Source organism: Simplicispira sp. 125, from assembly GCF_003096555.1.
Taxonomy (GTDB): domain Bacteria; phylum Pseudomonadota; class Gammaproteobacteria; order Burkholderiales; family Burkholderiaceae_C; genus Simplicispira.
Genome location: NZ_QEKM01000001.1, coordinates 2,175,136 through 2,187,841, shown reverse-complemented (window position 1 = coordinate 2,187,841; position 12,706 = coordinate 2,175,136). Strand labels below are relative to the sequence as shown.

Annotated in this window: 9 protein-coding genes and 1 pseudogene; 6 read left to right on the top strand and 4 right to left on the bottom strand. The window is 65.6% G+C overall.

Annotation, left to right across the window (positions count from 1 at the left end; genetic code table 11):
* Positions 1-134: 134 nt before the first annotated feature.
* From C8D04_RS10320 to C8D04_RS10295, 6 genes are all read left to right on the top strand, one after another.
* A complete protein-coding gene (locus C8D04_RS10320; protein WP_116004765.1) occupies positions 135-1,295 on the top strand; it encodes an alpha-hydroxy acid oxidase in 1,161 nt (386 codons plus the stop codon).
* A 190-nt stretch (positions 1,296-1,485) separates the two neighbouring features.
* The gene (locus tag C8D04_RS10315) at positions 1,486-2,415 is read left to right on the top strand and encodes a DUF3034 family protein (protein WP_116004764.1); all 930 of its coding nucleotides are present in this window, start codon (positions 1,486-1,488) and stop codon (positions 2,413-2,415) included.
* Positions 2,416-2,435: 20 nt separating this feature from the next.
* Positions 2,436-2,918: a group 1 truncated hemoglobin gene (locus C8D04_RS10310; protein WP_116004763.1), complete on the top strand. Its 483-nt coding sequence runs from the start codon at positions 2,436-2,438 to the stop codon at positions 2,916-2,918.
* Positions 2,919-2,958: 40 nt separating this feature from the next.
* The gene (locus C8D04_RS10305; protein WP_243405759.1) at positions 2,959-3,564 is read left to right on the top strand and encodes a plastocyanin; all 606 of its coding nucleotides are present in this window, start codon (positions 2,959-2,961) and stop codon (positions 3,562-3,564) included.
* A gap of 115 nt (positions 3,565-3,679) precedes the next feature.
* On the top strand, positions 3,680-4,867 hold the full coding sequence (locus C8D04_RS10300) for a DNA polymerase IV (protein WP_116004762.1): 1,188 nt from the start codon (positions 3,680-3,682) through the stop codon (positions 4,865-4,867).
* A 191-nt stretch (positions 4,868-5,058) separates the two neighbouring features.
* Positions 5,059-6,618, top strand: coding sequence for a PAS domain-containing methyl-accepting chemotaxis protein (locus C8D04_RS10295; protein ID WP_116004761.1), 1,560 nt, complete (start codon positions 5,059-5,061; stop codon positions 6,616-6,618).
* A 12-nt stretch (positions 6,619-6,630) separates the two neighbouring features.
* Here the strand turns inward: C8D04_RS10295 and queF are convergent, their stop codons facing one another.
* The 4 genes and pseudogenes from queF to C8D04_RS10275 form a co-directional block, all read right to left on the bottom strand.
* Entirely contained in the window at positions 6,631-7,476 is an 846-nt protein-coding gene (gene queF / locus C8D04_RS10290; RefSeq protein ID WP_116004760.1) for an NADPH-dependent 7-cyano-7-deazaguanine reductase QueF, read from the bottom strand.
* A gap of 57 nt (positions 7,477-7,533) precedes the next feature.
* Positions 7,534-8,127 (bottom strand): annotated as a pseudogene (locus C8D04_RS10285) (2OG-Fe(II) oxygenase); the annotation flags it as partial.
* 126 nt (positions 8,128-8,253) lie between these two features.
* The gene (gene yaaA, locus C8D04_RS10280) at positions 8,254-9,027 is read right to left on the bottom strand and encodes a peroxide stress protein YaaA (RefSeq protein ID WP_116004758.1); all 774 of its coding nucleotides are present in this window, start codon (positions 9,025-9,027) and stop codon (positions 8,254-8,256) included.
* Between the two features lie 90 nt (positions 9,028-9,117).
* Positions 9,118-12,177 (bottom strand): Rne/Rng family ribonuclease, encoded by a 3,060-nt coding sequence (locus tag C8D04_RS10275; protein ID WP_116004757.1) that lies wholly within the window; start codon positions 12,175-12,177, stop codon positions 9,118-9,120.
* Positions 12,178-12,706 lie beyond the last annotated feature (529 nt).

Sequence of the window (12,706 nt, the reverse complement as noted above, 5' to 3'; positions counted from 1 at the left end):
ATCCACTCCAGGGGCGCAGCCGAGCCGGTTTTGAATTTGTTGCATGGCCACGCAAATTATTTTGATGGCCGCAGCCGGGCGCTGTGGCTAACATCCCGGCACACTTTCCCCCGAAACCCTCCGAGGAGCGCCGCGTGTCCGACCTGTCCACCATCACCTGCATCGAAGACCTGCACCGCGTCTACCAGCGCCGCGTGCCACGCATGTTCTATGACTACTGCGACTCGGGCTCGTGGACAGAAAGCACCTACCGCGCCAACGAAGACGACTTCCAAAAAATCAAGCTGCGCCAGCGCGTGGCCGTGAACATGACGGGCCGCACCACGCGCACCACCATGGTGGGCCAGGACGTGGCCATGCCCGTGGCGCTCGCGCCCACGGGCCTGACCGGCATGCAGCATGCCGACGGCGAAATCTTGGCCGCGCGTGCGGCGCGTGATTTTGGCGTGCCCTTCACACTCTCGACCATGAGCATCTGCTCCATCGAAGACGTGGCCGAGCATGCCGGCCCGGGTTTCTGGTTCCAGCTGTATGTGATGCGCGACCGCGATTACATCGAGCGCCTGATCGACCGCGCCAAGGCCGCCGGCTGCTCGGCGCTGCAGCTCACGCTCGATCTGCAAATCCTCGGCCAGCGCCACAAAGACATCAAGAACGGCCTGTCGTCGCCCCCCAAGCCCACGTTGTCCAACCTCATCAACCTGGCGACCAAGCCGCGCTGGTGCCTGGGCATGCTGGGCACCAAACGCCGCAGCTTCGGCAACATCGTCGGCCATGCCAAGGGCGTGGGCGACATGTCTTCGCTGGCGTCGTGGACGGCCGAGCAGTTTGACCCCGAGCTGAACTGGGGCGATGTGGAGTGGATCAAAAAGCGCTGGGGCGGCAAGCTGATCATCAAGGGCATCATGGACGCCGAAGACGCCCGCCTGGCTGCCAACAGTGGGGCTGATGCGCTGATCGTCAGCAACCACGGCGGGCGCCAGCTCGACGGCGCACCCTCGTCGATTACTGCGCTGCCTTCCATCGCGCAGGCGGTGGGCAAGGACATCGAGGTGTGGATGGACGGCGGCATCCGCAGCGGCCAGGACGTGCTCAAGGCCCGCGCCCTGGGTGCGCAGGGCACCCTGATCGGCCGTGCCTTCCTCTATGGCCTGGGGGCTTACGGGGAGCTGGGCGTGACGCGGGCGCTGGAGATCATCCGCAAGGAACTCGACCTCACCATGGCGTTTTGCGGCCGCACCGACATCAACACCGTGGACGAGAGCATCCTGCTGCCGGGCACCTACCCGCGGTAGCCTCGGCCTGGCCTGCCATCGGGGCCATCTGCACCCGGCAGGGTGCGCCAGGGGCTGCATCGCCCTTCATCAGCAGCCTTGGCATTCCTTCGACACAATGCAGGGAGCGTTCGGCCCCGCGCTGGCAGATCCGCCTGTGCAGGGCATCCCCCCCAACGCATGCGTGCCGCAAATAACAAGGAAACCCCCGATGAACCGCACACCTCTTTTTCTGCTGGCGGCCCTGGCCCTGGCCAGTCCGCTGGCGCAGGCCGACACCGGCAAACTGCTGCTCACGGGTGGCGTCAGCAGCATCACGGGCACGGCCGGGGGCGGCATCACGCCCTGGGCCGTGATCGGCAGCAACGCCACCGAGGGCGAGTGGGGCGCCAGCGCCTTCACCACCCGTGCCGTCACGCAGGACTACGCGCTGACCAGCTATGGCGCGGCGCTGGCCTGGAACGAGCGCGTCGAGCTGTCGGTGGCGCGGCAGGACTTTAATGCCGGGGCGGCCGTGGCCCTCAACAGCATTGCCCCGTTTGGCGTGCAGCCCGGCCAGCACATCCGCATGGACGTGCTCGGTGTCAAGCTGCGCGTGGCGGGCGACGCCGTGCTCGACGCAGACACCTGGATGCCCCAGATTGCCGTGGGCCTGGAGCACAAGCGCGTGCGGCCGGGCTCGCTGCAGTCGGTGTTTGATTTTGTGGGGGCCGACACGCAATCCACGGATTTTTACGTCAGCGCCACCAAGCTGGTGCTGGACAAAGGCCTGTTGCTGAATGCCACGCTGCGCTCCACGCGCGCCAACCAGAATGGCCTGCTGGGTTTTGGGGCGGGGGCGCCAGGGCGCAACAGCCGCAGCCTGCAACCCGAGTTTTCGGTGGCCTGGCTGCTGCGGCGCGACCTGGCCATTGGGGCCGAAGTGCGCTTCAAGCCCGACAACCTGCAGGCCACGGGCCGCGCGGCCGGTTTGGGTTCCGCACTGCGCGAAGACGCCTGGAAAGACATTTTCATCGCCTGGGCGCCCACCAAGAACCTCTCGCTCACCCTCGCCTGGGCAGACTTGGGCCGTGTGGTGCCGGGTATCACCAACGGACGCCGCCAGAGCGGTGCCTACCTCTCAGCCCAGGTCGCTTTCTGAACCCGCTGCAGAACATTGCCATGAAAAACACCACTGCCCTGTCTTGCGCCCTGTTGCTGGCGAGTGCCAGCCTGACGGGCGTGCACGCCCAAACCCCTGCTGCGGCGTCCCCGTCGATTGCCGCTGCGCCCCTGGCCCCAGCCCCAGCCGGTCTGTATGCCGCGCTGGGCGAGAAGGCCGGCATCGTGCGCCTGGTCGATGATTTTGTCGAACGTCTGGTGCGCCACCCACGCATTGGCAGCCAGTTCAAAGACACCAAGCCCGCTGCGCTCAAGGAAAGCCTGGTGAACCAGTTCTGCCAACTCAGTGGCGGGCCCTGCGTGTACGACGGCCCCGAGATGGGCGAACTGCATGCCGATATGGACATCAACAAGGGAGACTTCAACGCCCTGGTCGAAACCCTGCAACGTGCCATGGATGCCCAAGGCATTGCCTTCACCCAGCAAAACCGCCTGCTGGCGCTGCTGGCGCCCATGCACCGCGACATCATCACGGTGCACTGACATGCTGCGCAAAACTCTGTTTTTGATAGCTGCTTGCGCAATGGTAGCAAGCGTTACCGCCGGAAATGTGCAAGTCCAGGTGCTGGACAAAGAAGGCCGCCCGGTGCCTGATGCCGTGGTGGTGGTCTATCCCAGCACCCCGGCAGCACCGGTGGCCAGCAATGCCACCATCGGGCAGCAGCGCATGCGTTTCGTTCCCCTGGTCACCGTGGTGGCCCCTGGGAGCCGGGTACGTTTCACCAACCTCGATCGCTGGGACCACCATATCCGGGGAACGGCGGCGGTGAACAATGTCCCTGGCGCGCCTTTAGGCACGAACTTCGAGATGCGCCTGGCCGGTGCCACAGCCGACGCCACGGGTGGTGAGGCCGATGTGGTCGTACAGGAGCCAGGCGCCGTGCTGCTGGGCTGCCACTTGCATGGTTCGATGCGCGGCCATTTGTTCGTCACCGATTCGGCCTATACCCTCAAGACCGATGCCGACGGGATTGCCCGCTTCGACCAGATTCCCGAAGGAGCTGCGCAACTGCGCGTCTGGCATCCTGAGCAACTGGTGGACTTGCCGCGCCGTGCGCTGCAGATCGGCGCTGCACCGGTGCTTGAAAGCGTGCCGCTGAGCGTGGTGCCCCGGCGGCGCCGGTCCTGACCGCGCGGGGCAAGCACCACGCACATTGGCCGACAATGGCAGGGTGCCCCTTCCCGCTGTATCGCCCTCTTCTGAAAACCCCGGGCAGCCTCTGCGCCGCATCGCCCACCTCGACATGGATGCATTTTTTGCATCTGTCGAGTTGCTGCGCTATCCGCAACTCAAGGGCTTGCCGGTGGTGATCGGCGGCGGGCGGCGCGCGGTCGACGAGTTGCTGCTGCAAAGCCCGGACGGCGCCGGTCTGCGCGAGCCGCATTTCATCCCGGTGGCTGATTTCCCGCGACTCAAAGACTATGTGGGCCGGGGCGTCATCACCACAGCGACCTATGCGGCGCGCCAGTTTGGCGTGGGCTCGGCCATGGGCATGATGAAAGCCGCCCGGCTGTGCCCGCAGGCCATCGTGCTGCCGGTGGATTTTGACGAAATACGCAAATATTCGCGGCTTTTCAAGAGCACTATCACCGAGATCGCCCCCGTCATGCAGGACCGGGGGGTGGACGAGGTGTACATCGACTTTACCGATGTGCCCGGTGGCCAGCGCGAAGGCGGGCGCGTTCTGGCCCGCCTCATCCAGAAGGGCATTTTTGAACGCACCGGGCTGACCTGCTCCATCGGCGTGGCGCCCAACCGCCTGCTGGCCAAGATGGCCAGCGAGTTCAACAAGCCCAACGGCATTTCCATCGTTTACGAGACCGACCTGCAGACGCTGATCTGGCCGCTCAACGTGCGCAAGGTCAACGGCATTGGCCCCAAGGCGGGTGCAAAGCTGGCGGCACTGGGCGTGCAGACCATTGGCGATCTGGCCGCGCAGAACCCGCAGTGGTTGATTGCGCAGTTTGGCAAATCTACCGGGGCGTGGCTGCACCGCGCGGCCTGGGGCCAGGACGACAGCCCCGTGGTGACCGAGAGTGAGCCCGTGAGCATGAGCCGCGAGACGACCTTCGAGCGCGACCTGCACGCCGTACGCGACCGCGCTGAGCTGGGGCGCATCTTCACCGACCTGTGCCAGCGCGTGGCGGCCGATCTGCAGCGCAAGGGGTATGCAGGAAAAACCATTGGCATCAAGCTACGCTACGACGACTTTCGCAGCGTGACCCGCGACCAGACTATTGCCGAACCCACGCAGGACGCCGTCACCATTCGCCGCACGGCGGGTTTGTGCCTCAAGCGTGTACCGCTGGAGCGGCGCTTGCGGCTGCTGGGCGTGCGGGTGGGAGGGCTGGTGCGACTGGACGAGGAAGTTGCCACAAACCCTGCAGAGGTCTCCACGTCGCCGGGCCCCAGGACGGCAGATTTGTTCTAGGTCAAGAAAATGTGTTGCATGACGCCAGTCAAGTGGTACTGATAACGCAATATTCTGCGGAATATGTGACCATCTGTTTCCTCTGCTTGCAGATAAAAAGAGCGTAGCAATACACGGTGCGGGTGCGTTGGAGGGGTGCCTCCGGAGTGGCTGGTGCTGGTGTCTTTCATTTTTTCACGAGTCTTGAATCTATGCGCGTCAACCTGCCCGTCACCTCCCACGAATACGACTACCCAGGCGAAGAGCTTCTGATGTCGACGACTGACGCCAAGGGTGTGATGACGCACTGCAATGCCGCCTTTGCGCGTGTCAGCGGTTACTCCATGGAGGAGTTGATGGGCCAGCCGCACAGCCTGATCCGCCACCCCGACATGCCGCCCGAGGCCTACAAGGATCTGTGGGCCACCATCGGCCGGGGCCGCAACTGGACCGGCATCGTGAAGAACCGGCGCAAGAACGGCGACTTCTACTGGGTGCGCGCCAATGTCACCCCCATGATGGTGGCCGGCAAGCCGCGCAGCTACATGTCGGTGCGTGTCAAGCCCACGCGCGACGAGGTGCGCGCCGCCGAGGCCTTGTACGCCCAGATCCGCGAGGAACGGGAGCGCGGGGCCAGCAGTTTCTGGCTGCATGCCGGGCGCGTGCGCCGTCCCGGCTTGCGCAACCAACTGGGAAAGCTGCAGCGTTTCGGCCTCACGCAGCGCCTCGTTGCGCTGCTGCTTCCCATTCTGGTGGCCGCGCTCGCGCCGGGCCTGTTGGGTTGGGCGGGCCCCGAGGTGATGATCGGCCAGGCCGTGGTGCTGCTGGCGCTGTCCGCGTTCATGCTGTGGCGGTTTCAGTGCATTGTTGCCGCGCCGCTGGCCGACGCCGAGCAGTTGATGACCGAGATCGCCGGGTGTGATCTGGCCCAGCCACAAAGCCCCGTGGAAGGCAACAGCCCCGTGGAGCGGCTGCTGGAGCGCCTGCAGCGCATCCACCTCAATTTGCGCGCCGTGGTGGGCGATGCGCGCCAGGAAATCAGGGCCTTCGGCTCCATTTCGTCTGGCATTGCGCAGGGCGCGCAAGACCTGTCCGAGCGCACCGAATCGCAGGCCAGCAGCCTGGAGGAAACAGCGGCCTCGATGGAAGAATTGTCCAGCACGGTGCGCCAATCGGCGGAAACCACGCAGCAGGTGCAAAAAGAAAGTGAGCGCAGTGCCGAGCTGGCGCGCAGTGGCGGCGAAGCCGTAGCCCAGGTGGGTACGGTGGTGCAGGCCATTGCGCAGTCGTCGGGCAAGATGGGCCAGATCATTTCTACCATCGAGGGCATCGCCTTCCAGACCAACATTCTCGCGCTCAATGCCGCCGTCGAAGCTGCACGTGCTGGCGAGCAGGGCCGGGGTTTCGCCGTGGTGGCCAGCGAAGTGCGGGCGCTGGCGCAGCGCAGCGCCACCGCGGCCGGTGAAATCCGTGGGCTGATTGGCGAATCCAGCGCGCACATCGAGCGGGGCGCCGGGCAGATGCAGTCGGCCGGCAAAACCATTGCCAAGGTGGTGCAGTCGGTGGCCTATGTCAATACCCTGATGGGCCAGATCAGCATTGCCACGCGCGAGCAGGCCCAGGGTATTGCGCAGGTGAACGAGGCCGTGATCGAGCTGGACCGTGTCACGCAGCAAAACGCTGCGCTGGTCGAAGAATCCGCCGCTTCGGCCCGCGCCATGAGCGACAACGCCGGTGTGCTGGGCCGCACGCTCGACGTGTTCAAGGTGTAGCTGGCGGTTGGACTATTGCCGCGCCGTGCGCACGTTGGGCGGCGGCGCCATGGGATGGCTGGTGCGCCAGGGGTTGATGTCCAGCCCGCCCCGGCGGGTGTAGCGCGCATACACCTCCAGCTTGATGGGTTTGCAGCGCGTCCAGAGGTCCATGAAGATGCGCTCCACGCATTGTTCGTGGAACTCGTTGTGGTTGCGAAAGCTCACGATGTACTGCAGCAGCCCTTCCTGCTCGATTTGCGGGCCGGTGTAGGCAATGCGCACGCTGCCCCAGTCGGGCTGGCCGGTGACCAGGCAGTTGCTCTTGAGCAGGTGGCTGACCAGCACCTCGCTCACGGGCGCCTCGTCGAAAGCGGCGCGCAGCAGTTGCGGTGCCGGCTGGTAGTGCTTGCATTCCAGGTCGAGGCGGTCCAGGTTCAGGCCATCGAGTTCGTGGACCGGCTCACGGTCAAACAATTCGGGCAGCAGGACCCGCACGCCCAGGCTGGCCGACTGCGGTGCGCCGCGCCACGCGGCCTCGGTGAGGTCGGCGCGCAGGCGTGCCTGCACGGCCTCAACGCCGGAAAAGCGGGTGTTGTTGAAACTGTTGAGGTACAGCTTGAACGATTTGCTCTCGATGATGTTCGGCGTTTCGCAGGGCACGGTAATGTGTGCCAGCGCCACCTGGGGCTTGCCGCGTTCGTTGAGCCATGACAGCTCAAACGCGGTCCACAGGTCGGCACCCATGAAAGGCGGGTTGCCCGTGATACCGATCTCGGCCCGCTTGCCTGCGCGCGGCAGGGGGAACAGCAGCGAGGCGTCGTACTGGTCGATATAGGCGGACGCCTTGCCCAGGGGAGATTGGTCTGCAGAGGACATGTGTACTATCAAAAAAATAGCTAGTAGCGCTTTACTGGTAAGCGTTTGAGCCGTATTTTAGTCAAATTTTCTTTCGCGCAGCCATTGCGTGGCCACCCATTTTTCACCTGTGACCACAGGCGCGCCACCATGCAAGGTGCGGCTGCTGGGGTGGGGCTGGTCGTAGCGGAAGAATACGGCATGGCCGCGCAGCGGGGCCACCTCCAGGCCAAGGTCGGGGAAGGTGGTGGCGCCGCCCTCGTCGGGCGTGTTCAGGTAGATCAACAGCGTGGCCAGGCGCTGGCCGCCGCGCTGCAACAGGGTGCTGGTGCCGGGTTCGGCCGGATCGAAGTAGTCGTAATGCGGCCGGTACTCGGCGCCCGGGCCGTAGCGCAGCACTTGCAGGCCTTCGCAGTTCCCGGCGGGCCAGCCCAGCAGGCGCGACAGGCGCTCCTCGATGTGCTGCACCAGCGGGGTTTCGGCCCGCTGGAAGAACATGCCGTCGCTGGTGCGGTGGGCGTTGCGCTCTTCGCCGCCGGTGTGCTGCTGCACCGTGAGCGAGCGCGCCATGTGGGGGCGCGCGGCGTCGATCAGGGCGGTGCATTCGCTCGCGCTGAGCAGGTTTGCCAGCACCACCAACGGCGGTTTGTCGATCGCCAGCAAGCGCTGCACGCTGTGCCCGTTCAGGTCGATGCGATGCGGGCCGCTGTGCAGCCCTTGGCCTGGCAGGGGGCGGGTTTCGGGAAAGGACAATGAGGTCGGCGTAACAGCTGGGACCATAGCGCTTTCTAACCCCACTCAGACCCGTCGGCGGAACACCAGACGATCGGGGCTGGACGCGCCGATGTCATGGGCGTAGCCCTCGGCGGCAAAGTCTTCGAGCTGGCGGGGGGTGGCGGCGCGCTGCGTAATGGCATGGCGTGCCATCAGGCCGCGCGCACGCTTGGCGTGGAAGCTGATGATTTTCCAGGTGCCGTTTTTCCAGTCCTCGAACACGCATTCGACCACCCGGGCGCGCAGCTGCTTGCGGTCCACCGACTTGAAATATTCTTGTGATGCCAGGTTGAGCACCACGGGTGCCTCTTCGTCCTGCTGGCAGGCGTTGAGATACAGGGCAATGCGCGGCCCCCAGAATTGGTAGAGCGTCTGGCCTGCCGGGGTGGCCAGTCGTGTGCCCATTTCCAGCCGGTAGGGCTGCATCCAGTCGAGCGGACGCAGCACGCCATACAGGCCACTGAGAATGGCCAGGTGCTGCTGCGCCCAGGCCAGGTCTTCAGCGGCCAGCGTGCGCGCATCCAAACCTTCGTACACATCGCCATTGAAGGCCAGCAGCGCCTGGCGCGCATTGCGGGCGCTGAACCGGCTCGACCAGGCTTGGTAGCGCGCCACGTTCAGCGCGGCCAGCGGGTCGCTGATCTTCATCAACGAGGCAATGTCTTGTGGGGATTTCTGTCGCAGTATCTCGATGAGCTGCTGGGATTGCGCAACGAACTGCGGCCGCGTGTGCGGCAGGTCGGCGGGGACGGGGGTGTCATAGTCGAGCGATTTGGCGGGGGACAGCAAAATCATCATGGCGTGCGGGTCTCCAAAAAGCCACTGGCCCCAAGCGGGGCCAGTGGTCCATCAATCGGCACAGTCGCTGGTGGGCGTCCGTGCCGGTCCTCAGGCGCTTGGCGGCTGATCGAACGGCAGCTGCATGTCGCGCAGGTCGCGGCGGGTTTCCACCAGCACCAGCGGGCCGTCGTCTAGCACCACGGCCGGTGGACGCACGCGGGGCACGTGGATGGGGCGTGGTTCGGCGGCAATGGCGGCCTGGATGGCGGCGACCTTGTCAGCGTCCGACTGCACCCACTGCAGGCCGGAGCCCTGGGCCACTTGCTGCATTTCATCGATCGGCAGCACGAAGGGCGCGACGACCGGCAGGGCGCCATTGCTGGCGGCCACTGGTGCTGCAGCCGGTGCTGCGACCGGTGCCGCAGGAGGAGCCACGGGTGCTGGCACGGGTGCTGCCATCGCGGGGGCTGGTGCTGGCATGGCCGGTGCAGGTGCTGCCACCGCAGGGGCTGCGGCCACTGGTGCCGGTGCCTGGGTTGGTGCTGGCTCAGCGGCCTGGGGTGCTGTGGCTGCGGGTGCAAAGTAACTGCGGCGGCTGTTGTCCGAGGGAGCTGCTTGAACCGGCTGGCCGGGCAACTCGAAGTCCATCATGCCTTCCGCTGCGGGTGCTGGCGGCGCTTCCTGTCCATCGCGGCGCGGCTCGCCACGTTCGCCACGCTGACGGTCACGGCCATAACGGTCGCGCGAGCGGCGGGTGCGGGTCTCGCCAGTGTCGGCCTGCGCCGCTGCGGAGGGCATGTCATTGCCTGTCAGGTCCAGGTCGGGCAGCAGTGCCAGTGGAGCGGTATCGGCAAAATCCGCCGGTGCGTTGCTGGGCTGGCTTTCCTGGGCGCGGGGCTGGCGTTCACGGCCTTCACTGCGGGGCTGGCGCTCGCGGCCTTCACCACGGGGCTGGCGCTCGCGGCCACCATTGCCGTTGCGGGGCGCGCGATCACCGCGTGCCTCGTTGCGGTTTTCGCTGTCTGCCGCGTCCGGGCCTTGGGGGGCTGTCTGCGTTGGAGCGTCGGCTGCGGGGCGTGCTTCGGCACCGTCGCGGCGGCCACGGCCACCTTCGCGGTTGCCGTCGCGGGGCGGACGACCACCACCCTCGGTGGAGCGTGCTTCCGATGGGCGCTCGCTGCGTTCACCGCGGCGGCCACGGCCGTCGGCAGCGCCATCACGGCCACTGGCTTCGCGGTTGCCATCGCGGCCATTCACGTCGCGGTTGCCATCACGGCTGCCGTTGCGTTCGCCACGGCGGCCTCGGCTATCACCGCCACGTCCATCACGGCGCGGCTCGCGGGCTGGGGTTTCTGCAGCGGGTGCTGGGGTCGGTGCGGGGGCTGCGGCAGGGGGGTCGCCCATACCGAACAAGCCCTTGAGCCAGGCAAAGAAGCCCTGCTCCTGGGGGGCCACCGGGGCACGTGCCGGAGCCGGCTGGGGTGCAGCAGCGGCTTGCCGCTGGGGAGCGCGCGGAGCGCGGGCCTCGGCCTGTGCTTCGGTGCGGGGCGCGGCCTGTGGTGCCGGGGCGTCGGGCAGCACGCCCTTGATCACCGGGGTTTGCTTGTTGGTCGGCTCCTGCGAGCGGCGTGTCACGGCGGTGGGGTCTTCCACTTCTTCGGCGAGCGTGTAGCTGGCCTGCACATGGTCCAGGCGTGGGTCGTCGTGCTTGAGGCGTTCGAGCTTGTAGTTGGGTGTTTCCAGTGCCTTGTTGGGTACCATCAGCACGGCCACGCGCTGCTTGAGCTCGATCTTGGCGATCTCGGTGCGCTTTTCGTTCAGCAGGAACGAAGCCACTTCCACCGGCACCTGGCAGTGCACGGCGGCGGTGTTGTCCTTCATCGATTCTTCTTGAATGATGCGCAGGATCTGCAGCGCCGACGATTCGGTGTCGCGGATATGGCCCGAGCCACCGCAGCGCGGGCAGGGGATGGAGGAACCTTCGCTCAATGCGGGCTTGAGGCGCTGGCGGCTCATTTCCATGAGGCCGAACTTGCTGATGGTGCCGAACTGCACGCGGGCGCGGTCCTGGCGCAGGGCGTCGCGCAGGCGGCTCTCCACCTCGCGGCGGTTCTTGCTCTCCTCCATGTCGATGAAGTCGATCACGATCAGGCCGCCCAGGTCGCGCAGGCGCATCTGGCGGGCCACTTCGTCGGCGGCTTCCAGGTTGGTGCGGGTGGCGGTTTCCTCGATGTCGCCGCCCTTGATGGCGCGGGCCGAGTTTACGTCCACGCTGACCAGCGCTTCGGTGTGGTCGATGACGATGGCGCCGCCCGAGGGCAGTTGCACGGTGCGGGCGTATGCCGACTCGATCTGGTGCTCGATCTGGAAGCGCGAGAACAGGGCGGCGTCGTCGCGGTAGCGCTTGACGCGGGCGGCATGCTCGGGCATGACGTGCGCCATGAACTGCTGCGCCTGTTCGTAGATGTCGTCGGTATCTATGAGGATGTCACCGATGTCGTTGTTGAAGTAGTCGCGGATGGCGCGGATGACGAGGCTCGATTCCTGGTAAATCAGGAAAGCGCCTTTGCCGCCCTGGGCAGCGCCGTCGATGGCGTTCCACAATTTCAGCAGGTAGTTCAGGTCCCACTGCAGCTCGGGCGCGCTGCGGCCGATACCGGCGGTGCGCGCAATGATGGACATGCCGTTGGGGTATTCGAGCTGGTCCATCGCCTCCTTGAGTTCGGCGCGGTCCTCACCCTCGATGCGGCGGCTTACGCCACCGCCACGCGGGTTGTTGGGCATCAGCACCACATAGCGGCCGGCCAGGCTCACGAAGGTGGTGAGGGCGGCGCCCTTGTTGCCACGTTCTTCTTTTTCCACCTGGACCAGCAGTTCCTGGCCTTCCTTGATGACGTCGTTGATGCGTGCCTGGTTGGGCGAGACGCCGGCGGCGAAATACTGGCGGGCAATTTCCTTGAACGGCAAGAAACCGTGGCGGTCTTCACCGTAGTCGACAAAGCAGGCCTCCAGCGAAGGCTCGACGCGCGTGACAACGGCCTTGTAGATGTTGCCCTTGCGCTGCTCGCGCCCTTCGATTTCGATTTCGTAGTCGAGGAGTTTTTGTCCATCGACGATGGCCAGGCGCCGTTCTTCAGGCTGCGTGGCGTTGATCAGCATCCGCTTCATGATGCATTTCCTTTTGTGTGTGCCGGGCGCCGACGGTCTGGCAGCAAACATGCTGCGCGGGCTGTCGGCGCGCGTGATTCCATACTGACAACAGGCCCTCAAGGGGCCAACAATGCCTGGACTGACGCTTTGGAACGAAGGGAATTGCCGGGAATGCTGCAACGCCCCGCACAGCTGCTAGCTCTGCGGGGGCGGCAAGGGCGCGTGGATGGGGGCGAGCCTGGAATAGTGCAGGTTTGCTATAAATTGAATAGCTAGTTGCGCAGGCAGGGTGGGCTCTGGGGTGTAATTTTTTGCCCACAGCAGCGGCAGACGCCACCGCCAGAGGGACAAAAATCGCATGACCAGTACCAACATGTTCGCTTCGATCCTCTGGCACGCTGGGCCCGGGTGGGGCAGCCTGCCAGACAGGGGATTCCGTATCAGTGTTCCAATGTGTCAGCCTCCCGTGCGGTGCACCGGCCATGTCAGGCAACTGGCCTGTCATCTGCATGTGCAACGCCCGCTGGCATCGACCTGCCTGCGCGGG